Genomic DNA, 25,765 nt, shown 5'->3' on the forward strand with positions numbered 1-25,765 from the left:
ATAATGGATTCAGAAAATTAGTTAATCATTCTACGATTACTATTAGTTCATAACTTTTTCGGCGAAATCATTTCTTACCAAATCATCAAAGGGCACTCTTTCGCTCAATTGGCCACCTTGCTCCATGATATCTTGAATCAGGTTAAAGCCATCTTCGGAGAAAACAGGATCTTCCTTCCAAGTATCCTGTGCCTTGTAACGCTCAACAATGGTCGTTAAGGTTTCTAAGTCAGAATCAGGGAACTGGGGGGAGATTGCTTTAGCGATTTCTTCTGAAGTATGCTCTTTTACCCAAAGTTGACCTTTATATATGGCTCTTGTGAAAGCTTCGATAATTTCGGGATTTTCATTCATAAAATCATCCCTTGCCATATAAACGGTGTAAGGTACATATCCGCTGGCTTGACCTAAAGATGCTACGATATAGCCGCTGCCGCTGTTTTCCAGAGTGGTGGCTACGGGTTCAAACTCTACGGTATAATCGCCCACATTACCTGTGAATGCACCTGCTGTGGAGGAGAAATCAATATTATTGATGATTTCTATGTCCTCATTTAGCTTTAGGCCGTTTTCAGTCAAAACATACTCCAAAACCATCTGAGGCATACCGCCTAACCTGCCACCGATTACGGATTTGCCTTTTAAATTTTCCCATTTAAAGTCGGGTTCATCTACACGGGAAACAAGGAAGTTACCTGCCCGTTGAGTAAGTTGCAAGAAAGCTTTGGGATAATCTTCTTTTCCTTCGTTGTAAACGTAAAGGCCTGCTTCTGTACCCAAAAGAGCAATGTCAGCAGCGTCGGAAAGCAGAGCCGTCATAGATTTATCTGCGCCATTACCAATGGCAACGGATACATCCAGACCTTCTTCTTCAAAAAAGCCTAATTCCAGAGCAACATACTGGGGTGCGTAGAAAACAGAATGTACTACCTCGTTAAGCCTGACAGGGGTTCGTTCTGCTTCGGCCGTGGGTTGGGAAGAACAGCCTGCCAAAAGGGATAAAGCCATGGCGCCTGTTAATAAAAGAGATAGAAACTTTTTCATGAGTGACCTCCTGCGGATGTTTTTATTGCTACTATATGCAGCAAAGGTTAGAAACTTAAATTGTCCTTGGGAAATTTTCGGTTTTTGTAATATGTTTTTTCATGAATTTAGTGTATAATATACTATTAGCATGGCTATATGCGCACAGATTTCCCAAATTGGGTTTTTATAAGAAGTAGGAGGTCTATCATGACTGAAAAAATTATGTTAATAGACGGAAACAGTATTGTGAACCGTGCTTTTTACGGTGTACCCCTGCTGACCAACAGCGAAGGGCGTTATACCAATGGGGTATACGGATTTTTGAATATTTTATTTAAATTAATGGACGAAGAAAAGCCAGATTACTTGGCAGTTGCCTTCGATTTACATGCCCCTACCTTCCGTCATAAGGAATTTGACGGCTATAAGGGAACGAGAAAGGGTATGCCTGGCGAGTTGCGAGAGCAGATGCCTTTACTAAAAGAAATGCTTCAGGCCATGAATATCCAAATTTATGAAGTGGAAGGTTATGAGGCCGATGATATTTTAGGTACACTGTCTGCTGTGGCGGAAGAACAGGGGATTTTACCCGTTGTTGTTTCCGGAGATCGAGACTTATTGCAGCTTGCCAGTGAAACTTTGAAAGTTCGAATCCCCAAAACAAAAGGGGGGAAAACGGAAACGGAAGATTACTTTGCGAAGGATGTTATTGAAAAATATGGGGTAACTCCTTTAGAATTTATTGACGTGAAGGCCTTAATGGGGGATCCTTCCGATAATATCCCTGGGGTGCCAGGCATTGGTGAAAAGACTGCGGTAAAAATTATTCAAAGCTATCATGACTTGGAAAATGCCATTGCCCATTGTGCCGAGGTTAAGCCTAAAAAAGCGTCGGAAAATTTAGGAGAATTCCAAGAGCAGGCAAGGTTAAGTAAGTTTTTGGCAACCATCGTGAGGGATATGCCGATTTCCTTTGAAAAAGAAGAAACAATCATTCAGGACTTATTCAACCCTACTGCTTATAACTTGGTAAAGCGTTTGGAGTTGAAAAGTATGTACGACCGCTTTGAAAAGGAGGAAGTGCATACGGAGCCAATGCAAGATTATTGTGGAATTTACACTTTAGACGAAGCAAAGGCATTCTTCTCTGAGTTAGAAAAAAAAGAAACTGCTTACATTCTTTATTCTGATGAAGGGGTGTGCCACGGTATTGCCTTATATCAAGAGGATTTAGGTGGTTGTTGGGTGGAAATTGGTGAGAGCTTGACTGCGGAGAAGCTTTTTGACACGGCTACCCCTTTTTTTACAGATAAAGAGTTCGTGAAAATCGGCCACGATATGAAAAAAGATGTGAAATTACTACGCAGTTACATTGGTAAAACTCCTGAAATTTCCTTTGATACCGCCATTGCCGCTTATATTTTGAATCCCACAAGCTCCTCTTATGAATATGACGATTTAGCTAGAACCTTTTTAAATCAGGTTTATCCTGCTGCCGAGGAAGTTTTGGGCAAGGGTAGAAATAAAAAGGCATTTCTTGAACTTTCCAAGGAAGAAAGAAGAAATTTTGTTGTTTCTCAGGCCAAGGTAACCTTTGAAGCAAAAAAAGTAATGGTGGAACAGCTTCAGGAAAACGGGCAGAATCAGCTATTTTATGAAATTGAAATGCCATTGATTTATGTTCTTGCAGATATGGAAGAATACGGGATTAAGGTGGATAAAAATGCGTTATTGCAATATCAGAAGAATCTGGAAGAGAGTATTGATGTAATTACAAAGGAAATTTACGCTCTTTCAGGGGAAGAATTCAATTTGAACTCTCCAAAACAGTTGGGCATAATTTTATTTGAAAAATTAGGCCTAAAGGGTGGAAAGAAAACAAAAACAGGCTATTCAACTGCAGCCGATGTTTTGGAAAAATTAAAATATGAACACCCTATGGTGGAAAAAATACTGTATTATCGTCAGTTGGCAAAGCTAAAAAGCACTTATGCCGACGGGCTTTTAGCAGTGATGGATGAAAAAACAGAGAAAATTTACTCTACTTTTAATCAGACCATTACCGCCACAGGACGTATCAGCTCTACGGAGCCGAATTTGCAGAATATTCCCGTTCGCCTAGAGTTGGGCCGTGAGCTTAGAAAGATTTTTATTCCTGAAAGCAGGGAGTACTGTTTCTTGGATGCGGATTACTCTCAGATTGAGTTGCGAGTTCTTGCCCATATTGCTAATGATGAAACTCTAGTCAACGCTTTTTGTAACAATCAGGATATTCATAGCTTAACAGCATCGCAAGTTTTCCATGTTCCTTTTGATGAGGTTACACCGTTACAAAGAAGTAATGCAAAGGCAGTAAACTTCGGTATTGTTTACGGTATTGGCTCCTTTAGTTTGAGTCAAGATTTGGGGATTACTCGAAAAGAGGCAGAACAGTACATTTCGGCATATTTTGCAAAGTACCCTAATATCAAAAAGTATTTGGACGAAACCATTGCCGAAGCAACGGAAAAAGGCTATGTCTCCACCCTTTGGCAAAGAAGAAGGGCTATGCCTGAATTGCAAAGCAAAAACTTCATACAGCGTTCTTTCGGGGAGAGAGTGGCCATGAATATGCCCATTCAAGGAAGTGCGGCGGATATTATTAAAATTGCCATGGTTCGTGTGCATAGGGCATTAAAAGAGGGGGGCTACCGTTCCCGTTTGATTTTGCAGGTGCACGATGAGCTGCTGATTGAAACGCATTTGGAGGAAAAAGAAGCAGTGGCAAAGATTTTAAAAGAAAATATGGAGCAGGCAGCCCAGCTTTCTGTTCCTTTAGATGTAGATGTGCATGAGGGAAACTCATGGTTTGAGGCGAAGTAAAAAAAGAGGGGTAAGCCATGAAAGTAATCGGTTTAACAGGAGGTACGGGCAGTGGAAAAGGCGTTGTCAGCCAATGCCTAAATGAGGCGGGTGCGGCAGTGATTGATGCAGACCTGGTTGCCCATGAAATTATAAAAAAAGGAAAGCCTGCTTATAATGAGCTGGTAGAATACTTTGGAACCAACATTTTACAGGAAGATGGCGAAATTTTTCGCCGTAAGCTGGGAGAAATTGTTTTTCGGGAGAAGGGAAAATTGGAATTTCTCAACCGCTGTACCCATAAATATATCGCACAGGAGATTGCACGGCGAATTCAAGAGGCGAAAGAATTAGGAGAAGCCAAATGTATTATTATTGATGCTCCTTTGCTGATTGAAGCAGGGCTTGAGAAGATTTGTGATGCCATTTGGGTTGTTTATGCCCACGAAGAAGTTCGTACTCGTCGGGTAATGCAGCGGGACGGCATTACATATGAAACGGCGAAAGCTCGGATTGGAAATCAAAAGTCCTGGGCAGAATATGAGAGTTATGCTCAGGAAGTTATCGATAACAGCACCACCATTGATGATGTTCAGGCTCAGGTGACTTCTTTGTTGGAAAAGTATACTGGTTAGCATTTATGCTTTCTGTCATAAATTGTGATCCCCACTTATGGGATAATGAAATAAGCACAGAAAACCTAGCTTTAACTTCCCGTAAAAACAATTTATCTTTTTTTTAGGTGGCTAAAACACTTGCTTCAAGCTACTTGGCTTTATTTATAGCGCCGAAGAAACTGATGAAAGTGTGCCGCCTGAGGGGGAGTTTGTCGAGCAAAGGTAGAGATGTTTGTTCCAGAGCATAAAAAAATTATGAGTATTAAATTGTTTTTAAAATTTAAAGAATCGTAGGTGAAGAGATGATTCGATTTATCAGGAAAATGTTTACCTGGTTCACCCTGCTTTTCGCTATGGCGGCTTTTGGGTATTTTGTGGTATTGCCTAAGGTATTACCTGTAAAATATAAAGAGCAGGTTGAAAAATATGCGAACTTGTATGATGTGGAGCAGTCCTTAATATACGCTGTTATTTTTTGCGAGAGTCGTTTTGATCCTAATGCCCACTCTAGGGCTGGGGCAAAAGGCTTAATGCAGGTGACTCCGGAAACCGGTTGGTGGGTTGCCAGTCGCCTGGATAATATAGACGCCGAAACAATGGATTTAGAAGATCCAGAAATCAGCATTGCCGTGGGTACTTGGTACTTGCAATGGCTGGATGAAAAATTCCACGGGGTTCAGCCTACAGTGCTAGCCGCATATAATGCAGGGCATGGGAAAATTAGCCAATGGCTTGCTGATAAAAGCTATAGCGAGGACGGCTATCATTTGGAAGAAATACCCTTTCCGGAAACAGATACTTATGTTAAGAAAGTTGAATTCGTACAAAAGCTTTATGAAATTTGTTATGGTATGTAGCTTTGGGAGGCACATATGAAAAAGAAATTAACGATTCTGCTTCTTTTTTGCACCTTGATTTTTTCTGGGTGCTCAAAGGGAGATGGAGAAAATAACAACTTTACCGTTTCTGGTGGTGTGGATCAAAGTCAGGAGGAAAATCGTGTTTTGACTTTATCTATGCGTGTGCCAGAAACTTTAAATCCACTGCGAAACAAAGAAGAAACGGTGGATACCATATTAAAGCTGATTTATCAGCCGTTAATTGCCTTTGACGAGGCGGGAAAGCCCTGTCCTTCCATTGCGGAAAGCTGGAGTTTTTCTAAGGATGGACGAACTTTTTCCATTCAGCTTCGCTCGGACATTACTTGGCAAAACGGCTCCCATTTAACCGCCGACGATGTGGCGTTTTCCATTGAGACCATTCGTGGGGCAGAGGAGGATACCGTTTATAAAAAGGTGTTGAACTATGTTTCAGGATATAGCAAAACGGGGCAGTACTCTTTAGATATCCATTTTAGTGCGTCCTTTAGCAAGAATTTGGGGGCCCTTAACTTTCCTGTGATTTCAGCGTCTTATTATCAGGGGCAAACAGATCCGAAAAGCGGGGTAAACATGTCCCCTATGGGCAGTGGGCCATATTCTATGCAGTCTTATTCCATGGCTTCGGAAATGAAGCTGAAAGCAAACCCCTCTTATGTTGGGGGAGAGCCTAAAATCGAAACCATTTCCGTTCGAACCACAGGGGGAGCAGAGACGGATGTTTATGCCTTTGCCCAAGGCATGACAGATATCATCGTGACAGATGCCATCGAAACAGGGCGTTATACAGACGAGGGCGTTTCAGGAGTACATCAATTTCCTTCTAACCAATATGATTTTATTGGGTTTAACTTTCATGATCCACTTTTTCAAGATAAGAGTATGCGTCAAGCCATTGCATATGCATTGCCAAAAAAGGCAATTTGCGATAATGTATATTTACAATACGCTCAAACAACCAGTACGCCTGTAAGCCCCAGTTCTTGGTTGTACGAAGAAAACGTTGCTCCCTTTGATTATGATACGGATATGGCGGCCACATTACTAAAGAATATAGGTTGGGTTGACAATAATGGGGATGGAAGGCTGGAAAAAAATGGAGAGGACGGCTTGGAGCAGCTTCATGTCAGAATTTTGGCCAATCAGGAGAATGGGGCAAGAAAGCAAGTTGCCACGAAGCTACGGGATGAATTAACACTTTTGGGCTTTGACGTATCTCTGGATCTTTTGCCCTTTGAGCAATATCAGGAAAAGTTTACAACTGGAGACTTTGACTTAGTGGTTGGCGGATGGCAGATGTCTCCTGTTACAGATTTATACTCATTTTTTGGAAGCAGCGGAAGTTTAAATTATATTGGTTATCAGGATGAGCAAATGGACGCTTTGCTATTGGCGGCAAATCAAGCCATTGGTGATGGTGAGACGTTGCTGGCATATAGCAGCCTGCAAAAACGCATTGCTGAAGAGTTGCCATATATTAGCATTGTTTATCGCAACGAGGCAATGTTCACGTCCAATCGCGTTGGCGGAATTGTTGTACCTACAGAGGAAAATATTTTTTACACCATAAATCAATGGACTTTTGGAAGTAAAAAAGAATAGGGGGAGACTATGTCTGAGTTGAGAAGAAATCCTTTTACGGGGGAATGGACCCTTTGTGCAGAAAATAGAAAAAACCGTCCCTATGAATTTTTGCATAAAACTGAGGTAAGGTCCAAAGGGCACGAAGAATGCCCTTTTTGCGGTGGACATGAGCATAAAACAACCCCTCCTCTGTATCAAGATGGTCAGGATAATTGTTGGCAAATTCGAGTTTTTCCAAATATGTTTCCTGCCGTAACCAAAGAGGCTAAGGCATTATGGGAAAACCCGTTTTATGAACAAATAACGGGATGGGGGTTACACGAGGTTTTGGTGGATACGCCGTCCCATGAGGCTACCATTGATCAATTCTCATCAGAACAGTTGGCTCAGATTTTTCATGTTTTGCAAGAACGATATTGCAAAATGATGGAAGAAAAGGTCGTGAAATATATACAGATTTTTAAAAATTGTGGGCCTTCAGCTGGCATGAGCATACGTCATTCCCATTGGCAGATAATGGGTTTGCCTATTGTGCCCCAAAGAGTGGATTTAATGAGAGGACATATGAAAGAAGAAGACTGTCTTTTTTGCAAAATGATAGCCTATGAAAAAGAGCAGGGCATACGTATTGCTGGGGAGAATGAAGAATTTTTGGCAATTACGCCCTATGCCTCTCGCTTTCCATATGAGTTATGGATATGCCCCAAAAGACATGTCTCAAGTTTTGCTTATGTGACAGAAGGAGAAAGGAAATCCTTATCTTGTTTGTTACAGGAAATTTTGCAGAAGGTCTTTTCCTTACGAAAAGATGTGGGCTATAACATATGTTTAATTGATGGGGCGGTAAAAGGAGACTTCCACTGGCACTTAGAAATTTTACCTCGCATTGGTGGCTTTGCAGGTTTCGAATTTGCCACTGGAAGTTACATAAATCCTATTTTGCCAGAACAAGCGGCAGCCTATTATTGTGGGAAGGCATAAAGCGAAAAGAGGTATTCCTTTTGGATACCTTTTTTTGTTTTAAAATGAACAGCCTCATTTTGATTTTCACCATAAATGAGGCTGCATTTGGAGTATCATAAGTTTAGTGCCAACAGCATTGGCTTTATTTTAAGTTGGAACTAAAGGCTAAATAGCTGAATTACCTAATAACAGTTGCTGTAAAAGTAATTGGTCTTTTCAAGAACACATCATTGTTTACGGGTCCCGTAATACTAACAACTAAAATATAAGTTACACTGCTGGTGTAAGATGAGAAATACTTTACATCTTGTACAGGTATTGGCTGGGAATAATCATCTTGATTTTCCTCGTCAATTTCAATTAGTGCCCTATAAACTTCCTGGCCGGGGTTAATTGAATTTACATAAATTCTAACATCGGCAGTAATGAAGTTATTTTGGTCGTTATCGATGTGGAATAAACCGTTTAACCATACCTTTTCCCCTGCTTTAATATTCGTTACTGTTAGTTGGGAAACCACGGTGGGGTTAGCTGTGTTATTGGAGATTAAAACTTCATTGAACGTAGAATCCTGAGGATTGGCCGCAAAATAAACGAAGTCTTTGAATTTATTCTCCTTGTCCTTGTCCTTGTGATCTGGCTTGTCGTGCCCATTATTAATATAAATAGGAGGAACGACGATGTTGTTGTTATTATTATTGTTATTGTTGTTGTTACTATCATTGTTGCTGCTTTGTTCGTAATTGTCTCGGGAATCAAAACATCTATTGCAATAACCCATTCATACTCTTCCTTTCATTTTAGGATAGTTTTAGTTGATGGAAGTCAACGCTCTGGACTTTTAAACTTTAATACATCCAATAACATAATATTCAGCGATATATTTTTTGTGTACAAGCATTCAATTAATATCAAGGATGTTAAAAATAATAAGTTTCCGTTCATTTTACTGATTAATTTAGAATGAATATTTAAGTTTCCTTGGAAAAAGACGATTTTAGATTTTTATGATTAATAAGAAGTTGAAAATACAAAGGGGTAGGGTGGTTTTTAATGAGAAGGCATTTTTCACATAAGCATGACCACCTGATAAGCGGGTGCTTAGAGTAAACTGCCTCTATAGGAGGTTTAAAATATCAAGACTTGCCCTTTCTCAAATAGAAGCAACGTTTCTTTCCTTTGCTTAAACATTTCTATACTGAAAAAGCCAAGCTTTTACTATGCTTAATACAATAAAATAAACCCCGATATTATTGAAAAAGTCGGGGTTTATTTTCTAGAGCAAAAGTAGAGAATCCATCCGAAAATAGAAAGTTTACTTAGGTTCAAATACTATGTAGTTAATACATCCATTAACTTTGTTTTAAAAATTTGATGATCAATCTTTTTGCAAACGAATGCATTAGGGGCTGATGTATGCTTACTATTATAAAAAGCATTTAAACTTAAATCATTTACAATTACTTGACCATAAGCTAACGGATCAACAATGCAAGTATGACAATAACATGCTACGGTTTCAATAGAAACTTCCTTCCAAAGAGCAACTGCCATTGCAACAGGATCAGGTAAATCTACAAAATGCTTGCCAGCACGCTTGAAATTAAATTCTAAAAGGGTCTTGTTGCACTGAACGGCAAACACAGCTTCGGCTACGTTGCTATCTAATAACATATCCAATTCATCTTTGTATAAGGCCGCTTCCCCCCAGCATAAATCAAAACCGATGATGGTTAAGGGGAGGTTTGCCTTTAGCATAATATCATATGCCTCTGCATCCACATAAACGTTAAACTCTGCAACCGGTGTGATATTTCCCTTTCCAAATCCACTTGTCCCCATAGAATAAATGTGCTTTACTTTTTTCATCGTTTCAGGATCACGTAAAATAGCCAGTGCGATGTTGGTCACTGGACCTAACGCCACAATTTCAATTTCGTCTGGATAAGTCTTTACTAATCTTAAAATTGCATCTACTGCTTGTTCTTTTTCAGGTGTTAGTGTGGGGTGGATAAGATTCTGATCCCCCATACCGTCCAAACCATGAACATGGATAGCGGTGACCAAATCTTTCATTAAAGGTTTAGAGGCACCTACATATAGTGGTGGCTTTTGTTGATTTACAACCTCAATGGTCATTAACGCATTTTTTGTTGCAAGGTCAACTGGGATATTTCCGCAAACGGTAGTGACTGCTTGAACATGAATGTCTTTTGATTTGAGTGCCATGATGATTGCCACAGCGTCATCACTGCCGCAATCAGTGTCAATTATAATTCTTCTCATTATATCGCCCCCTATTATCCTAATGGTATAATAATATAGAAAGTGATAACATGAAAATAGGTCATTTGACCAATTTTATTCTGAGGAGTAATATGTATGAATATTGAAAACTTTATGAATCAAGCACCTGAAATAATAAGGGGAAAGTTTCTGCATCGAAAATATTCTAAAGGCAGTCCTATTATATTTCAGGGAGAAAAAAACGACTACTTGTTCATACTCAAAAAAGGCTGCGCAAATGTGATTACGCAAAATGCACTAGGTGAAGAATTTGTACTATATACTTATGAGGCTTACTCTTATTTTGGCGAACTGGAATTATTTAATAAAAATATGAAAACAGTACATGTCGTTTGTAATACCGATTGTGAAGTATCGATTTTGCATGAAGACTACGTATTTGAGTGGATGAAACTAGACTTTGGGTTTTCGAAATTTCTTTTTGAACAACTGACAGAAAAGTTATTATACAGTGCCAGGCAATTAATTTGGCTTTCATCCCTAAACATCAAAGATCGGCTTATTAGTTGTATCTATGCACACCATAAAAATGGAAGCTTATCAAAAATTACGAAGGATGCAGTATGCGCTGAAATCCTGGTTCCCTTACGTAGTTTGAATAGAGCCATTGCTGAGTGTAAAAAAGAAGGTTATTTTGAATATGAAAATAAAACCTTCAAAATTTTATCGGTGGAAAAATTACAAAAATGTATTGAACTTGATGTATTTAACATTTTTTAAACAGGTAAACAATTCCAAGAATTTGATTGAAAATCGACGATTAAAATGAATATAAGGTTCCAAAAAAATGCTGTTGCGAGAAGGTAGGGGATGGATCTATTTTCAATACTTGTGGAGTTCAGTAATTAATTAGTTGTTTTATTTATCGAATCAATTAGAAAAGTCATGTACGAGTTCAATCTTCATACATGACTTTAATTTAAGTTTGGCTGTAATAAATAACCAAGGTCTTTTTTAGCAATATATATGACGTAATGCGGAAAGCTATGCTCCTAATGTCTATGCTAAACTGGGATTTACACTGGTTTAATTAAATGTTGCTCAAATAGTGTATCAAATGTATTAACAGCACCACCATGCTCAACTATTTTCCCATTCACTACTTTGTCAATATCGAAACCTGTGAATGATAGTCTTTTATGTGTTGGTTTTATCCCAATCCATTCCCCTTCATGTGTTCCTTCCATAATGAATTCAGAAATCACATAATCTCCATCCACATACTGCTGAATTATTGTCATTGTGTAATCAGGATAAGTTTTTTCACATCTAAAAGATGTCGCTTCATGCCATCTAAACCTTGTGGAATGGTTTTTTCTCCGACTTTGAGAGTACAATTCTCTGATATGAATTGGGGGAGGTTGTTCGAGCAAATTCTCTGAAACAACTATCTCATAAAAATATCTTACAATTTCTTTGTTATCCATTTGCTCACCTCAAAATTTTGATTTTTTCTCGGTCAGATTACATAGATCTTCTCGCTAACTATATTTTAGAATAAAATTAAAAAAACTTACAAGACAAGCTTGTAAGTTTTTCTAATTAGTGCGGATGGTGGGACTCGAACCCACACGATATCACTACCGCCAGATTTTGAGTCTGGTGCGTCTGCCAGTTCCGCCACATCCGCAAAGAAAACTGCTTGCTTATATTAACATAAAATAGAACATAATGCAAGCAATTTTTCGATTTTTTTTGCAAATATTACATTTTTTCTGGTTCGGGATACTCTTCGCCGAAGGTATCAACGCTTACTTTTATCATAACCTGATCTTCAACGGGACGATCACCACGGCTTGTGGGAACGGTTGCAATGGCATCTACAACATCCTGTCCTTCGATTACCTTGCCGAAAGATGCATACTGACCATCTAGGTGAGGGGATCTTTCATGCATGATGAAGAATTGGGAACCAGCACTGTTGGGGTTCATAGCACGAGCCATGGAAAGCACACCTTTGTCATGGTTCAAGTCGTTTTTTACGCCGTTCATGGAAAACTCCCCACGAATCTGGTATCCAGGGCCGCCCATACCTGTGCCATCGGGGCATCCACCCTGAATCATAAAACCGTTGATTACACGATGGAAAATTAGGCCGTTATAGTGGCCTTTGTTTACCAGTGAAATAAAGTTGTTTACGGTGTTTGGAGCGATTTCAGGGTAAAGTTCAGCCTTAATTACGCCGCCATTTTTCATTTCAAAAGTTACAACTGGATTTTTTGCCATTCGTATCTTCCTTTCCTATTCAAGCTGTGTGTAATAATTTTCATATGCAATTAAAACGGTGTTAAACACCTTTGTATCCGGTGAGAACTTGCTTGTATTTTTACTCCATACCCTTTGTAAGCACCATGTTTCATGAAGCAAGGCTCACTAGCTGAAAGCGGGATAACTCGCTTATTATAGCATAACATGGTAGGGGAATCAAATAATCTCTTCGACTTTATTTTCGCTTTTTAAAGTGATTAATACCAACTCAGGTCGGTTAAAAAAACGGAAGGGAAAGGTGCTGTTGCCTAAGCCTCGGCTTACTACCATTGCCGTGTTTGCCTTCTCGTAAACCCCAGTGGTATAAGTCGGGAAAAAGCCTTGGTTCGGGGCGAAAACTCCACCAATAAAGGGTAGCCTGATTTGGCCACCATGGGCATGACCTGTAAAGGCAAGGTGTACCCCCTTTTCTACATAGGTTTTAAATAATTCGGGGCGATGGCAAAGAAGAAGGCGAAAACGACCATCTTCCCCACCTTTTAGAAGGGTGGAAAGAGCTTGGTCAAAATATGGGTTTACCCGTTTATCCGCTAGGCCAATGATTTCTAAGGTATCACCATTTCTCTTGATGATAGACTTCCCATTTTCTAAGACAGTTACACCTGCCTGGGTTAATCTTTCTGTAAGTTCTTCAAAATAGCCGGATTGATGCTCATGATTTCCGCTGACATAGTAAACAGGGGCAATGTCTACCGCCCCATCCACAAAAGCCATTGCCGTATCCAAATTTGTGCGGTTTCGATCAATCAAGTCTCCCGTAACCACGATGATATCAGGCGTTGCGTTTCTGATTTTGCTGAGAAGACGTGCTTGGTTATTTCCGAAAGCTTTATTCTGCAAATCTGAGACTTGCAATATTTTATAATCATTAAATCCCTTGGGAACATTTTTGTAATGGCATTTTTTTGTTAACATAAGGCCGTTGTTTTGCCAGTACAAAAAGCCTGCCGTACAAAGGATGGTACAGGCAAATTTTGTTTTAAGATATTTCAAAGGTTTCACCACATTTCTACTTAATTGTTATATTATTTTGTTATATTATAAGGGTGATTTTCAAGGAAGACAAGAAAGGTTTTTTAGTGTTATACTTTTTATTAAAATCTTTGGCGTAAAAAGATGTTACTTGTTTGAATAACTTGGAAGAGTATATAGGTGGTAAGTTTCAGGTGGTTGTATTTATACCAATAATCATGGGCAATGATTCAACTATTTTAGCTTAGTAAGCTGCAGTTTTTGGTTTTAGCAATAAGCTTTTTAAAGTGGGTTTTTTGAAGAATGATTGTATTTTATAAATTGGTTCTTGTTTAAAATAATGCTGATACGTAAAAAATTAAGCGTAGAATGCGTTAGTCACAAGGTACCTTGCATGATTGAAGCTCGGCTTTTTTCATGATATACTAAGACAAAAGGGAGGGGACTACGTGAGAACTATTTTTCATATTGATGTGAACAGTGCGTTCTTAAGCTGGAGTGCAGTTCAGATGCTAAAAGAAGGCAGTATGCAGGATTTACGTACCGTACCCTCGGCAGTTGCAGGGGATAGTGAAAGTCGTCGGGGTATTATTCTGGCCAAAAGTACCCCTGCTAAAAAATACGGAATTACAACAGGTGAGCCCAAGGCATTTGCCATGCAAAAGTGCCCTCAGTTGGTTTGTGTACCCCCGGATTTTGCTTTGTATACCAAAAATTCGGAAGAGATGTTTTGCATACTTTCGAACTACTCCGATCGCATTGAGCAGTTCAGCATTGACGAGGGATTCCTTGACTATACGGGTATGGAACAGCTTTTTGGATCACCTCTTGAGGGGGCAAGTAAAATCAAAGAGCATATTAAAAAAGAACTGGGGTTTACTGTAAATATTGGCATCAGTTCCAATAAGCTTTTAGCAAAAATGGCTGGAGAATTGGAAAAGCCCGATAAAATCATAACCCTTTATCCTGAGGAATTGGCACAGAAGCTGTGGCCGTTGCCTGTGGAGGAGATGTTTATGGTGGGTAGAAAGACGGCGCCTCGCCTGAGAAAGATGGGCATCCGTACCATTGGTGAGTTGGCAAAGTATCCAGTGGTGCTTTTGGAAAAAGAATTTAAAAGCTATGGCAGGATGCTTCATGCTTATGCCAATGGCATTGACGATACCCCCGTTGCCAAAGCAGAGGCGGTGCAGGAAGTTAAAAGCATTGGCAACAGCACCACCATTCCTTATGATGTAGAGGAAGGGGAAGAGGCATACAAAATTCTTCTATCTCTAGCGGAGACGGTTTCCATGCGTCTGCGGGGGAGTAAATTTTGTGCAAGGGAGATCGGGGTAGTGATTAAAACTACAGATTTTCAAGTATACTCCCACCAAACAAAACTGTTAAATGCCATTGACTGCACCAATGCAGTCTACGAGACGGCAAAAAAAGTCTTCGATGAGGCTTGGAAAAAAGAACCGATACGACATTTGGGAATCCGAGCGGGTCATCTTTGTAGCGACGAATGCATTCAGCTTTCTATTTTAGATGAGGATTGGTCGAAGGATAAACAAGCGGATGCAGCCATGGATAGCCTGCGTAAGAAGTATGGTAGAGAAACGGTGGTAAGGTCTACTTTTATCGGAGGCATTGAGCCTGCCTACGGAGGCGGAAGTTTAAAAATCAATCATTTAAGGAAATGATACAGTTAGGTGAATATTCTTCGTTTTTGATGAAGAGTTCCAAGCTCTTGCCAAATAGGTTGATATAAAAGGACTGGTTTTTTTGGGGGGAGGGGAGGAATCATGGGGAAATCTATAGGGAAAGAAGTAATCAAATATACCATAGTTTTGCTTATAGTAAGAGGCGTTTTTGTTTGCTTTACGAAAGACGCCTTTATCGATGTTGGTTTTGTTGGATTAATAGTTGGTTCTATTTTGGGGCGAATTATATTTTTAAAATATATAGCATGATTTTATCATATGGTAAAAACAGGAGGAACAAACATGACGGATTTAGAAAAGAAATTCTCTAAAGAGTGGATGAAAAAAGCGGAAGAAGCCCAAGGTATGGAAGGGTATAATGCCACGAGGCTTTTAAAAAATATTGAGGAACATGGCGGTGTTTCTGTTGCCCGTAGAGCTTTAAGCAGAGACGGATGTTCAGAAAATTTTGAAATACTGAAAAAGAAAAATAGGCTTGATTTATCCATGGAAGCCTTGATTGTAAAGGGAGAGTACGGCGTTTTATTTGACGATAATGAAGTCAATGATGCCTTGGCTTTATTATGCGATTGTGGCTATTTTGGTTAAGAGGTGAGGGATATGACGGAAGTTGTTGCCGCCTTGATTTGTCAAGACCACCGTTTTTTAATTTGCCAACGCCCCTCCCACAAAGCAAGGGGGCTTTTATGGGAGTTTGTTGGAGGTAAAAGAGAAAATGGTGAAAGTAAGGAAGAGGCATTAATTCGGGAGTGTAGAGAGGAATTGGGTGTAATGGTTGAAGTTGGTGAGGTTTATATGGAGTTAAGTCATGTTTATCCCGATATTACCATAGAACTTACACTATACAAGGCTAAAATTATACAAGGAACCCCTCAGCTGTTGGAGCATAATGATTTGCGATGGATACAGGTTGCCCAAATCCCAAGATTTAACTTTTGCCCTGCCGATGAGGAAATATTGGAGCGATTGATGGAGCAGGGGTTGTAAAAGAACAAAAGGAGTTTAACAATTTATGGGTCTTCATAAAATACCACTAAAATATTAATAAAGAATTATAAAATAATTCAATAGATTTAAGGTTCCATTCTTGTATTTTATGGTATAATTTCTTATAATGTACTATAATAAAAGAATTGGTTGATTAAAGAAGGGACGAAGCATTACGCATAGTTCGGAATACGAAGGAAGACGGGAGCCATACCTTTATGCAATCTTTGAAATAAGATTCTTAAGAGCTGTATGTGCTTTTATAGATGAGGATGGGTGAGGCCTTGAGCGAATTAAAGCTCTACCGTAGACGGTTTATTCCAAATGAAACAATTTATTTAAAGGATGATGAAATTCTGTATCATGATGATGAGGTGCTCATTACCAAATGGTTTGTTTTTCGCCCGAAAGAAGAGTTTGACCATGGGATTTCCTGCTACTACTTTAAAAAAGGCTTTAAAATAAGTAAATTTTTAAATGAAAAAAATGAGCTTGTTTATTACTATTGTGATATAATCGAAACGGAATATAATAAAAAAGATAACGCTTATATATTCCATGATTTATTGGCGGATGTAATTGTTTTTAAAAGCGGCTTTGTGAAAGTACTTGATTTGGCGGAACTGGCTGATTGTCTTGAAAGTGGTATTATTTCCGAAAAAAATGTGAATGATGCCCTTAGGCGGTTGGATGCCCTTTTGCAAATCATTTATACTAATGGTTTTAACGAGTTAACTCGGTTGTTGGAAATAGGGGAGTAGTTTATGGCAGCGGATATCCATAGCGGGCATCGGGAGCGAATGCGGCAACGGTTTCTAAAGGAAGGTGGAGAAGGCTTTCATGATCATGAGCTTTTGGAAATGCTTCTATTTTATGCCGTGCCTAGAGGGGACACCAACCCTCTTGCCCATAAAATGATAAAAGAATTCGGTTCTTTGCCCACGTTGATAGAAGCAGAGCCCATTGATATTTCACGTCTTTGTGGTGTGGGCAAGAATACCGCCATTTTAGTTTCCTTGCAAAAGGAGTTAAGTAGGCGGTGCATACAAGCTAGGTGGCGGGATAGGCCTGTTCTCAATTCATTAAGCCGTGCAGTGGAGTATTGTATCTCCCTTATGGCGTATAAAAACAGAGAGTTCTTCTACGTAATTTGTCTTGACAATAAACGTCGTGTTATTAACACAGTACAAGTTGCAGAGGGAACGGTAAATACAGCGGCAGTGCATCCTCGGTTTGTGATTGAGGCTGCTTTAAAATTACAAGCCTCGGCGGTGATTTTAACCCACAATCATCCGGGAGGTGCTTGCAAACCTACCTTTGAGGATATACAGACCACCACACAGCTTGGAAAGTTATTGTATGCAATAGAAGTCCAATTAATTGACCATATTATTGTTGCAGATGATACAACTTTTAGTTTTTTAGAAAATAAATTTTTAAATAAAGAAGTTATGGAGGGACAGTTATGACAAAAAAATTATATCGTTCTAGCACTGATGTAAAGATTTCAGGGGTATGTGGAGGTATTGGAGAATATTTCAACACGGACCCTACGTTGATTCGTTTGGTTTGGGTTCTGGCCAGCATTTTCACAGGATTTTTCATTGGTCTTTTAGCCTATGTCATTTGTGTTTGTATCATACCTATTGATACAGGTTATATTGATGGCGATTATACAGAAAAAAATTAAAACAAAGGTGGCACTGGGAAGTATCCACAGGCCATCTTTTTCATTGTGATACGGGAGAGGAGAACGTAAAATGGCGGACGAGAAGAAGAGAATATTTAGTGGTATGCAGCCTTCTGGGTTGATTACTTTGGGAAATTATTTAGGTGCATTGAATAACTGGACAAAACTTCAGGATGATTACGATTGCTTATATTGTATTGTAGATATGCATGCAATTACAGTGCGTCAGGACCCTGCCAAGTTGCGTAAACAGGCAAGGGAACTTTTAACGCAATACCTAGCTGTAGGCTTGGATCCAGAAAAAAATATGATTTACTACCAGTCTCATGTTCCTCAGCACGCTGAATTGGGCTGGATTCTCAACTGCTTTACTTATATGGGCGAATTAAACAGAATGACTCAGTTTAAGGATAAATCAGCAAAGCATTCTGATAATATCAATGCAGGGTTATATACCTACCCCGTTTTGATGGCGGCGGACATTTTGTTATACCAAACAGACTTGGTGCCTGTTGGTGAGGACCAGCGTCAGCACTTGGAAATCACCAGAGATATCGGGTCACGTTTTAATGGCGTTTATGGCGATACCTTCAAGATTCCCGAAGCCTATATCGGCAAGGTAGGTGCTAGGATTATGGCGTTACAAGAACCTACAAAGAAAATGTCTAAATCTGATGAAAATAAAAACAACACCATTGCTTTGTTAGATGAACCAGCGGTTATTATGAATAAATTCAAACGTGCCATGACCGATTCCGATAATCAGGTACGTTTTGGGGAAGACAAACCGGGTATTTCCAACCTTTTAGGTATTTATTGCGCAGTAACAGGGGCTACTCCTGAGGCAGCAGAAAGAGAGTTTGCAAATGCAGGCTATGGCACCTTTAAAGCGGCGGTTGGTGAAGCTGTTGTGGCTAGGTTGGAACCAATTCAAAAGCGTGTGAAGGACTTGGAAGCAAACAAGGATTATTTGGATAGCGTAATTAAAAATGGTGCGGAAAAAGCAGGGCGCATTGCAGAAAGAACATTATCTAAGGCACAAAAGAAGGTTGGCTTTCCTGCAAAAATTCGCTAATTAAGTAAAGGACAGTAAGATGCTGAAGTTATACATGCGGGGTAAATTCCATAATGTATAGATAATATAAGTATTCGGTTAGAGGTTTATGAAGAGTTGTCTTATAGCTACAGGATTGCCTTAGTAACGGGCTTTTTTAGGCTATATACCCAAGGAATCACAAAAAAATTCCTTTCAAAGGGCAAATATTTCTAAATAAATTAACCGATTATTAAATTCACGTTCATATTTTGTTCAAAAGCATGCGGTATACTCATATCAATAAAACAATGAACGGAGGAATACGATATGTTCGAACTAGAAGATATGAATTTAAAAAATAAAAATAAAGAAACCGATCAAACCGAAGTTTTCAATGATTCTGTTGTGGAGGAAACTATGACGAAAGAGGATCAGGAATTGGCAAAGGAAGTCATCCACCATGAGATGGCTCCTGAAGAGGTTGAGGCTGAGAAAGAAGTTACACAGGAGGAGGATGGAGGTCCATCTATTCGTGAATATCACTATGAGGAACAGGTGAAGAAAACCCCAAAAAAGAAACGGAATTGGGCAAAGTTTATTGCAGCATGCCTAATTGTCAGCATTGCAGGAGGCGGTAGTATGGGCGCTGGCTACGGTGCAGTGAAATATTATTTTGAAGACGAGCCTACGGTGACAAAAACCCCTGTTATGGCACAAAAAGTTTCTTCAAGAAATGGTGTTTCTGCCGTGGATATCATTAAAGGGGTAAAGCCTTCTGTTGTTAGCATTTCTACAAAAATTACAGGTACAGCGGATTACTTTGGTTCTTTTAGTGTTCCCTATGAATCTAATGGCGTAGGCAGTGGCGTTATTTTCTATTCTGATGATGCCAAAATTGCCATCGCTACAAACAATCACGTAATTGACGGTGCAAGTTCCATTTATGTTACATTAGAGGGAGATGCAACGGTTCCTGCTAAGGTTGTTGGTACAAAAAGCGAATCTGATTTAGCTGTGCTTACTGTTTCTTGGAATGATCTGAAAGGTGCAGGTGTCAAAGATGTCAGCGTTGCTTCCTTTGGTGATTCCGATGAATTAGAAGTTGGTGATAGTGTAATTGCCATTGGTAATGCCATGGGTATGGGCCTTTCTGCTACGGATGGCATGGTTAGTATGACGGAACAAAATATTAACGTTGAAGGCAACCAGCTCACTGTTTTACAGACCAGTGCGGCGATTAACGGCGGTAACAGCGGTGGCCCTTTGGTAAATAGCGCAGGCGAAGTCGTTGGTATTAATACAGCCAAATATAATTCTTCTATGGCAGAAGGTATGGGCTACGCAATTCCAAGTAATGTGATTGTGCCTATCGTAGAGGAGTTATTGGAAAATGGAACACAGCCCAAGCCTCATATCGGCATTAAAGGCACAAGCATCACTTCTGAAAATGCAAACCTTTACAAATTGCCAGTAGGTGCCTTGATTATGGAAGTAACAGAAGGTGGCCCTGCGGAAGAGGCAGGTATTATGGTAGGCGATATCGTTACCAGCTTTAACGGAAAAACTGTAATGGACATGGAGTCCTTGATCCAAGTTGTGGGTGAAACTAAGGTGGGTGACACCGTAGATATCCATGTTGTGAGAAATGGAGAAACCGGCCACGATTTAAAACTTACCATTGCCGATAAGAACAACTAAAAATAAGCTTTCTCGCTTTGAACTAGCCTGATTGATTCTTTTGAAAAAAGAACAATCGGGCTTTTTCTTTTTTTGGATATCAAATCATATAGGTTTTTCTCTCTGTTGTTTTCTGACTTGTTGGATAAATAATATGGTTATCGTTGAAGATACTTATGAATGAAGTATCTTTTTTGAATTCATTCAAACAAAGGATTTTTAATTATGGTTTAAAGTTCTTCCCTTGACAAGAGGGTGAAAAAATAAAATATTTCAGTCAAACGCCAGAGGCTATTGAAACAGGGTTTACCTAGTGTTAAAATTAAAAAAAGAGGTGTGAGGGAGGCTGTTTATGAAGAAAAAACGAGACGGTGCCATATATAGAGGGCTTTATTCAACTCTGACCCATAAAGATTTTCTACGAAAAACAGGTTTGAAAAAGAAAGCCATGATTGCTTTTTTGGAAAAAGAATACTGGCTTGATGCAATCAATGTAATTACGCAGAGTGAAGAAATTTCTTGTCAAACTGTTCTTTTCTATTGTGAAAAAATGCTCTCTACCTTGGCAAGAGAAGTGCCTAAGGAGGGGTGGTTATTATATACGTTTCGTTTTATAAACAAAGAGATTTATCCCCATCGAAAGGATATTAACCTAGATGTATACGAGCGTCGGGCTGTATATTTTTACTTAGAGGTTTTGCGTATTTTTTTAGCGTTTGAAAAGGAGGAATTACCCTTTAAAAGGAATCGGGATTTTGCTTTTGCTACGGAAGAGGAAATGAGAAATAGCCCCTATGAGGCTCAGTATTTCAAGTTTTTGACTTGCTTTCAAGATCAATATATTTATGAACTCATGCGCATTGGTCGTGAAGTAACCCCTTTTGATGCCCTGGCTCATGTAGCAGGGGTGCATTATATTTCCATGCACGTTGGTCGGCAGTTGGCTAAGGCCAATGTACCTGTGGACTTGGGCTTGATTTCTGGGGCAGCAGCGGGCCACGACATTGGGAAATATGGATGTAAAGACAGCGAGGTCAAGAGAATTCCCTATTTACATTATTATTATACCGATGTTTGGTTTAAGGAAAATAGCCTATCGGATATTGGGCATATTGCTGCCAACCACTCTACTTGGGATTTGGAGTTGGAAAATCTGCCTGTGGAGTCTTTGATTTTGATTTATGCCGATTTTCGGGTAAAGAGCAAGGGTTTTGAAAATGGCAAAGAGGTTATGGGAGTATACTCTTTGGAGGACTCATTTCGAGTAATTTTGGAAAAGCTAGATAATGTGGACATGGCAAAGGAAAATCGTTATCGCCATGTGTACTCCCGTTTGGTGGACTTTGAAAATTATATGCATTCCCTTGGGGTGAATACGGATTTGACAAAGGCAAATTTAAGGGAGGTTACCCATAAAGAATTGGCCTTGCTGGATATTAACGAAACTGTGGATGTTTTCAAAAATATTGCCGTCAATCATAATATTCTTTTGATGCATAAATTAAGCCGAGAGGCATCCTTTGGTGTTATTTTGGAAACGGCAAGAAGTGCAAGGGATTGGAAGAGTTCCAGAGCTTATTTGGATATTTTCTCCGAGTATTTTACTTATATGAACCAAAAGCAAAAGCAGATGTTCATTGGATTTTTGTATGAACTGATGGTTCATAGAGAAGGGGATATCCGCCGTCAAGCGGGGGATTTGCTAGGCAATATGATTGCCAACTATGATATTGAATATGGAAAAGAATTGCCTACGGATGTGGATATTGTGTTAGATGAGACTTCCAGTTTTGATATGTGGGAAAAATATCTCGAGATGATTATCATCCCTGATCATAAAATGATCGACAGGCATCGCCGTTGGCTAGGGTACGGTTTGAAAAAGGTGGTTACGTCCTTATTGGAAAACTGCAAGGAGGAGGTAAGAAAACGATATATTGCTTCTGTTTTAGAGTATTATAAAGCTATGGATTGGGGGGATGACACTGCGTTTATCCTGATTGATACATTGCCCTCTGTTCCTCAAAGCTTATTAAATGATGAGGAGAAAAAAGTATTATTATCCTTTATGGAAAATTACGCAAAGGGAGGGTCATTAGAAATTCGGGGGGCGATCCTTTTGAATTTAAAGGATATGGCGGTTGATTTTTCTAAAACTCCTGATTTAGTGGACAAAGTGATTCAAATCGTGGAACGGGTGACCATAAAAGGTAACGTGAGCCTGGAATTTTTACTGTATATGATTGGAGAGGCTTATGGCATTCAAAATAAACTTAGAGGGGTGTCTTTCCACCGTATTTTTCAGGATGATCAGGTGGTTTCCGATATCTTTTTGGAGAACTTGAAAGCGGCAACCCCTTGGAAAATTAAGATTATCAACATTGAGCTTTTATATGTAAGAATTCGTTTGGGTGTTGTTATGCCTAAGCTTCATGTGGCAACTCACCTTTCTAATCTTTTAAAGGTGAGCGAGCAAGTAACCGTTCGCCATTTTGCAGGGGAAACCTTGGTTAAACTGGCACCCTTACTTTCTTGGGATCAGCGAAATGAGGTAGCAATCGAGCTAACAAAGGGCTTGGAGATTGGGGAATTTGAATTCTCAAAATATATTCCTCAATACTTGGGAGAATACGTTATGTATTTACACCCCAAGGAATTGAACGAGTTTTTGTTGGATATTCATCGTTTGCAATGCAGTACCAATGACCGTATCGCCAGCGTTGCCTTGGATACCCTTGGCGTTATGGTGCGTCACTATGAGAAGTATAGTCTAAGGTTTCCAGAGTATAAGGCCATTTATGAGGAAAGAAAAAAGAGGATTATGGGGATGATATTAAGTGGTTTTGCCAGTTATCATACCAACGTCAATCGAGAAGCTTTTTGGGTAGTTGGCCATGAATTGTTTGGTAGTGAAGGATTAAGTCTTGAAGAGAAGAAAAATATTTTTGCCTTTATCAGTAAGAAATTAGTAACCTTGACGGACAAAGATGAAACCTCTGAATTGGGATTTTTTAATGATACGGCAAGTTGGAATGCAATTTATCGTTTTATCAGCGATTATTTATTTACACAGGGAAGTTTTTCCTTCCAAGAACCCAATAAGGTTGCTTTTTTTCCAGGAAGTTTTGACCCTTTTTCTTTGGGCCACAAGGAAATTGCCAAGGAAATTCGGGATATGGGGTTTATTGTCTATCTGGCCATTGATGAATTTTCTTGGTCAAAGAAAACCCAGCCCCATATGGTAAGACGCCGTATTATCAATATGTCCGTAGCTAATGAAGAAAATATTTATCTGTTCCCAGAAAATGTTCCGGTGAACATTGCCAATCCGGAGGATTTGAAACGTTTACGTGAGTTGTTTCCTGATAAAGAGGTGTATATGGTAGCAGGCAGTGATGTGGTTCAAAATGCATCCTCCTACAAAACTCAGCCCGTGGAGCATTCTATACAAACCTTCCCTCATATTCTTTTCTTAAGAGAAACGGATACAACGAGAAGTGAAAAGAAGAAAACCTCTTATGATTGTATAAAAAATCAGGTTTTGGAGCTAAAGTTACCAACGCATTTTGAGGATGTAAGTTCTACCAGAATTCGAGAGAACATTGACCATAATCGAGATATTTCCAACCTGATTGATACAGTGGCCCAGAATTATATTTATGAAAATAGCCTTTATCTCAGAGAGCCTCAATACAAACAACTTTTGGCAACAAAGGCGGTAGAAGTGGGTCACTATTTGGATGTGGACGAGGCTGAGGGTGTGATTTTTGGCAGCAGTATTCACCCGGAAATGGTAAATAATATTTTAGAAGCATTGTATAAATCAGGCAGTGGTATGACAGTTGTGTTTGATAAATTTGGCAGAGGTAAACCTGACGGAATTATGGTTTATCGCCATCTCTCCACCACTGAGCTTTATATGGAATTTGAAAACATTGAAACGGCAAGCTATATCCGAGAGAACACCTCGGGAAAAATTATTTTGTTTGAGGCTTGTTATACCCGGGAAAATTCAAAAATAGCGGATTTGGAGCAAATTTTATTCACTGAGTCTATTGCCAGAGCTTTGGAAGAAGATTATACCTATGGTATTTTCAGCCTGAAAACAGGGGAAGTTTCTGAAAAAATTCAAGACGTATTGGAACGGCAAGGGTTTTTGAAGCTGGTCAAAAATGTTAGCAGGGATATCTATGTTGTGGATATGAAAAGCCCAATCACTCTATATCATAATGTGCAGACGGTAATCAAAGAGCCTTTTAATACCAACGAGAGCGTTTTGGAAACTTTACGAGAAGCCCATTCCAATATGCAAAGAGCCTTGACGAAGCTACACCCTGGGGAATTAGTAATATCCTTTGATGCAGGTATGATGCACAATCGGTTGATTGAGCTGATTACACAGGCAAACGGCGTACCAAAGGATCCTACGCAGATACGAAACTTGGGGCCCAATATGTGCGTTCCCTTTGGCAAAATTTTAAAGGGAATTGTAATTCCCAATACCGTTACAAAGGTTTTGCATACGGAAAAGGTATTTGATAGAGAAATTCGATCCTTTAAGATTCGAGAATTTCCTCAGTATCTACCCTTGGACTGTCAGGTGCGTATGATTAATTCTTTCCGCCGCCCTGTGATTTTAGTGGATGAACTTTTGCATAAAGGTTACCGTATCCGTGAACTGAACCCTCTCTTTCAAAAAGAGGGTGTGAATATTGACCGTATTGTGGTTGGTATACTTTCTGGCCGTGGGCGAGATTTAATGGAGATTCAGGGCAGAAAGGTGGAAAGTGCATATTTTATTCCCTCTTTGAAGTCGTGGTTTGTGGAAACATCAATGTATCCCTTTATCGGCGGTGACGGAGTGGAACAAGTTAGAAGCAGGGATAACGGGATGATAGATTCCGTTAACCTGATATTGCCATATGTGATGCCGGGCTTTATTACTGGTTCTACAAAAGAAGCGATTTTCGATTTATCTATGGTGTGTTTGCAAAATGCCAGGGATATTCTTCGGGTTTTAGAGCAGGAATACCAAAGTGCTTTTGAGCGTAGCTTGACTTTAGATCGCATCAATGAAGTGATTATTTCTCCAAGATGCCCCGATCGTGGAAATTGCATGAACTATGATTACCATTTGCCTGCTTCTGTTTATCTGGAAAATGATATTGAGCGATTGGTACGACTAAAACATTTGGTGAAGTGAAAGAGGGGAT

Annotated in this window: 21 protein-coding genes, 1 tRNA gene and 1 pseudogene; 16 read left to right on the plus strand and 7 right to left on the minus strand. The window is 39.5% G+C overall.

Annotated features, from left to right (window positions below):
- Positions 1 to 42: 42 nt before the first annotated feature.
- Entirely contained in the window at positions 43 to 1,044 is a 1,002-nt protein-coding gene (locus tag RBQ60_RS05315) for an ABC transporter substrate-binding protein (protein WP_307885537.1), read from the minus strand.
- A gap of 189 nt (positions 1,045 to 1,233) precedes the next feature.
- On the opposite strand from RBQ60_RS05315, the gene polA reads away from it, so the two are divergent.
- The 5 genes from polA to RBQ60_RS05340 all read left to right on the plus strand — a co-directional run bounded on the left by polA (position 1,234) and on the right by RBQ60_RS05340 (position 7,927).
- Complete coding sequence (polA, locus tag RBQ60_RS05320) at positions 1,234 to 3,888, plus strand: DNA polymerase I (RefSeq protein WP_307885538.1); 2,655 nt, start codon at positions 1,234 to 1,236, stop codon at positions 3,886 to 3,888.
- Between the two features lie 17 nt (positions 3,889 to 3,905).
- Entirely contained in the window at positions 3,906 to 4,502 is a 597-nt protein-coding gene (gene coaE / locus RBQ60_RS05325) for a dephospho-CoA kinase (RefSeq protein WP_307885539.1), read from the plus strand.
- 284 nt (positions 4,503 to 4,786) lie between these two features.
- Positions 4,787 to 5,341 (plus strand): lytic transglycosylase domain-containing protein, encoded by a 555-nt coding sequence (locus tag RBQ60_RS05330; RefSeq protein WP_307885540.1) that lies wholly within the window; start codon positions 4,787 to 4,789, stop codon positions 5,339 to 5,341.
- Between the two features lie 15 nt (positions 5,342 to 5,356).
- On the plus strand, positions 5,357 to 6,964 hold the full coding sequence (locus RBQ60_RS05335) for an ABC transporter substrate-binding protein (protein ID WP_307885541.1): 1,608 nt from the start codon (positions 5,357 to 5,359) through the stop codon (positions 6,962 to 6,964).
- Between the two features lie 9 nt (positions 6,965 to 6,973).
- A complete protein-coding gene (locus tag RBQ60_RS05340; protein WP_307885542.1) occupies positions 6,974 to 7,927 on the plus strand; it encodes a galactose-1-phosphate uridylyltransferase in 954 nt (317 codons plus the stop codon).
- A 160-nt stretch (positions 7,928 to 8,087) separates the two neighbouring features.
- Here RBQ60_RS05340 and RBQ60_RS05345 read toward each other — a convergent pair whose 3' ends face one another.
- Both RBQ60_RS05345 and RBQ60_RS05350 read right to left on the minus strand, forming a co-directional pair.
- A complete protein-coding gene (locus tag RBQ60_RS05345; protein ID WP_307885543.1) occupies positions 8,088 to 8,690 on the minus strand; it encodes a hypothetical protein in 603 nt (200 codons plus the stop codon).
- 551 nt (positions 8,691 to 9,241) lie between these two features.
- Positions 9,242 to 10,195, minus strand: coding sequence for a nucleoside hydrolase (locus tag RBQ60_RS05350; RefSeq protein ID WP_307885544.1), 954 nt, complete (start codon positions 10,193 to 10,195; stop codon positions 9,242 to 9,244).
- 96 nt (positions 10,196 to 10,291) lie between these two features.
- Between RBQ60_RS05350 and RBQ60_RS05355 the strand changes: the two genes are divergently transcribed.
- Positions 10,292 to 10,936, plus strand: coding sequence for a Crp/Fnr family transcriptional regulator (locus tag RBQ60_RS05355; RefSeq protein ID WP_307885545.1), 645 nt, complete (start codon positions 10,292 to 10,294; stop codon positions 10,934 to 10,936).
- A gap of 296 nt (positions 10,937 to 11,232) precedes the next feature.
- Here the strand turns inward: RBQ60_RS05355 and RBQ60_RS05360 are convergent.
- The 4 genes and pseudogenes from RBQ60_RS05360 to RBQ60_RS05375 all read right to left on the minus strand — a co-directional run bounded on the left by RBQ60_RS05360 (position 11,233) and on the right by RBQ60_RS05375 (position 13,477).
- Positions 11,233 to 11,643 (minus strand): annotated as a pseudogene (locus tag RBQ60_RS05360) (ester cyclase).
- A 119-nt stretch (positions 11,644 to 11,762) separates the two neighbouring features.
- Positions 11,763 to 11,846, minus strand: a tRNA-Leu gene (locus RBQ60_RS05365).
- A gap of 74 nt (positions 11,847 to 11,920) precedes the next feature.
- A complete protein-coding gene (locus RBQ60_RS05370) occupies positions 11,921 to 12,442 on the minus strand; it encodes a peptidylprolyl isomerase (protein ID WP_307885546.1) in 522 nt (173 codons plus the stop codon).
- A gap of 198 nt (positions 12,443 to 12,640) precedes the next feature.
- Complete coding sequence (locus RBQ60_RS05375; protein WP_307885547.1) at positions 12,641 to 13,477, minus strand: metallophosphoesterase; 837 nt, start codon at positions 13,475 to 13,477, stop codon at positions 12,641 to 12,643.
- Positions 13,478 to 13,905: 428 nt separating this feature from the next.
- On the opposite strand from RBQ60_RS05375, the gene RBQ60_RS05380 reads away from it, so the two are divergent.
- From RBQ60_RS05380 to RBQ60_RS05425, 10 genes are all read left to right on the plus strand, one after another.
- Positions 13,906 to 15,141, plus strand: coding sequence for a DNA polymerase Y family protein (locus RBQ60_RS05380; RefSeq protein ID WP_307885548.1), 1,236 nt, complete (start codon positions 13,906 to 13,908; stop codon positions 15,139 to 15,141).
- Between the two features lie 102 nt (positions 15,142 to 15,243).
- Positions 15,244 to 15,411: a hypothetical protein gene (locus RBQ60_RS05385; protein ID WP_307885549.1), complete on the plus strand. Its 168-nt coding sequence runs from the start codon at positions 15,244 to 15,246 to the stop codon at positions 15,409 to 15,411.
- A gap of 33 nt (positions 15,412 to 15,444) precedes the next feature.
- Positions 15,445 to 15,750, plus strand: coding sequence for a hypothetical protein (locus RBQ60_RS05390; protein WP_307885550.1), 306 nt, complete (start codon positions 15,445 to 15,447; stop codon positions 15,748 to 15,750).
- 12 nt (positions 15,751 to 15,762) lie between these two features.
- Positions 15,763 to 16,149, plus strand: coding sequence for a (deoxy)nucleoside triphosphate pyrophosphohydrolase (locus tag RBQ60_RS05395; RefSeq protein ID WP_307885551.1), 387 nt, complete (start codon positions 15,763 to 15,765; stop codon positions 16,147 to 16,149).
- Positions 16,150 to 16,433: 284 nt separating this feature from the next.
- The gene (locus tag RBQ60_RS05400; protein ID WP_307885552.1) at positions 16,434 to 16,910 is read left to right on the plus strand and encodes a DUF402 domain-containing protein; all 477 of its coding nucleotides are present in this window, start codon (positions 16,434 to 16,436) and stop codon (positions 16,908 to 16,910) included.
- Positions 16,911 to 16,913: 3 nt separating this feature from the next.
- Entirely contained in the window at positions 16,914 to 17,618 is a 705-nt protein-coding gene (gene radC / locus RBQ60_RS05405; protein ID WP_307885553.1) for a RadC family protein, read from the plus strand.
- On the plus strand, positions 17,615 to 17,839 hold the full coding sequence (locus RBQ60_RS05410; protein ID WP_307885554.1) for a PspC domain-containing protein: 225 nt from the start codon (positions 17,615 to 17,617) through the stop codon (positions 17,837 to 17,839). The genes radC and RBQ60_RS05410 overlap by 4 nt, the downstream gene beginning before the upstream one ends.
- 70 nt (positions 17,840 to 17,909) lie before the next feature.
- Positions 17,910 to 18,914: a tryptophan--tRNA ligase gene (gene trpS / locus RBQ60_RS05415; RefSeq protein ID WP_307885555.1), complete on the plus strand. Its 1,005-nt coding sequence runs from the start codon at positions 17,910 to 17,912 to the stop codon at positions 18,912 to 18,914.
- A gap of 288 nt (positions 18,915 to 19,202) precedes the next feature.
- Positions 19,203 to 20,573, plus strand: a complete 1,371-nt coding sequence (locus tag RBQ60_RS05420) for a S1C family serine protease (RefSeq protein ID WP_307885556.1) — start codon at positions 19,203 to 19,205, stop codon at positions 20,571 to 20,573.
- 331 nt (positions 20,574 to 20,904) lie between these two features.
- A complete protein-coding gene (locus RBQ60_RS05425) occupies positions 20,905 to 25,755 on the plus strand; it encodes a nicotinate-nicotinamide nucleotide adenylyltransferase (protein WP_307885557.1) in 4,851 nt (1,616 codons plus the stop codon).
- Positions 25,756 to 25,765: the final 10 nt, after the last annotated feature.

Source organism: Anaerotignum sp. MB30-C6, from assembly GCF_030908465.1.
Taxonomy (GTDB): domain Bacteria; phylum Bacillota; class Clostridia; order Lachnospirales; family Anaerotignaceae; genus Chakrabartyella.

Bases quoted from the DNA above. Each gene is read 5' to 3' on its own strand.
- RBQ60_RS05315 (WP_307885537.1), bottom strand. From the start codon at position 1,044: ATGAAAAAGTTTCTATCTCTTTTATTAACAGGCGCCATGGCTTTATCC.
- polA (WP_307885538.1), top strand. From the start codon at position 1,234: ATGACTGAAAAAATTATGTTAATAGACGGAAACAGTATTGTGAACCGT.
- coaE (WP_307885539.1), top strand. From the start codon at position 3,906: ATGAAAGTAATCGGTTTAACAGGAGGTACGGGCAGTGGAAAAGGCGTT.
- RBQ60_RS05330 (WP_307885540.1), top strand. From the start codon at position 4,787: ATGATTCGATTTATCAGGAAAATGTTTACCTGGTTCACCCTGCTTTTC.
- RBQ60_RS05335 (WP_307885541.1), top strand. From the start codon at position 5,357: ATGAAAAAGAAATTAACGATTCTGCTTCTTTTTTGCACCTTGATTTTT.
- RBQ60_RS05340 (WP_307885542.1), top strand. From the start codon at position 6,974: ATGTCTGAGTTGAGAAGAAATCCTTTTACGGGGGAATGGACCCTTTGT.
- RBQ60_RS05345 (WP_307885543.1), bottom strand. From the start codon at position 8,690: ATGGGTTATTGCAATAGATGTTTTGATTCCCGAGACAATTACGAACAA.
- RBQ60_RS05350 (WP_307885544.1), bottom strand. From the start codon at position 10,195: ATGAGAAGAATTATAATTGACACTGATTGCGGCAGTGATGACGCTGTG.
- RBQ60_RS05355 (WP_307885545.1), top strand. From the start codon at position 10,292: ATGAATATTGAAAACTTTATGAATCAAGCACCTGAAATAATAAGGGGA.
- RBQ60_RS05370 (WP_307885546.1), bottom strand. From the start codon at position 12,442: ATGGCAAAAAATCCAGTTGTAACTTTTGAAATGAAAAATGGCGGCGTA.
- RBQ60_RS05385 (WP_307885549.1), top strand. From the start codon at position 15,244: ATGGGGAAATCTATAGGGAAAGAAGTAATCAAATATACCATAGTTTTG.
- RBQ60_RS05390 (WP_307885550.1), top strand. From the start codon at position 15,445: ATGACGGATTTAGAAAAGAAATTCTCTAAAGAGTGGATGAAAAAAGCG.
- RBQ60_RS05395 (WP_307885551.1), top strand. From the start codon at position 15,763: ATGACGGAAGTTGTTGCCGCCTTGATTTGTCAAGACCACCGTTTTTTA.
- radC (WP_307885553.1), top strand. From the start codon at position 16,914: ATGGCAGCGGATATCCATAGCGGGCATCGGGAGCGAATGCGGCAACGG.
- RBQ60_RS05410 (WP_307885554.1), top strand. From the start codon at position 17,615: ATGACAAAAAAATTATATCGTTCTAGCACTGATGTAAAGATTTCAGGG.
- trpS (WP_307885555.1), top strand. From the start codon at position 17,910: ATGGCGGACGAGAAGAAGAGAATATTTAGTGGTATGCAGCCTTCTGGG.
- RBQ60_RS05420 (WP_307885556.1), top strand. From the start codon at position 19,203: ATGTTCGAACTAGAAGATATGAATTTAAAAAATAAAAATAAAGAAACC.
- RBQ60_RS05425 (WP_307885557.1), top strand. From the start codon at position 20,905: ATGAAGAAAAAACGAGACGGTGCCATATATAGAGGGCTTTATTCAACT.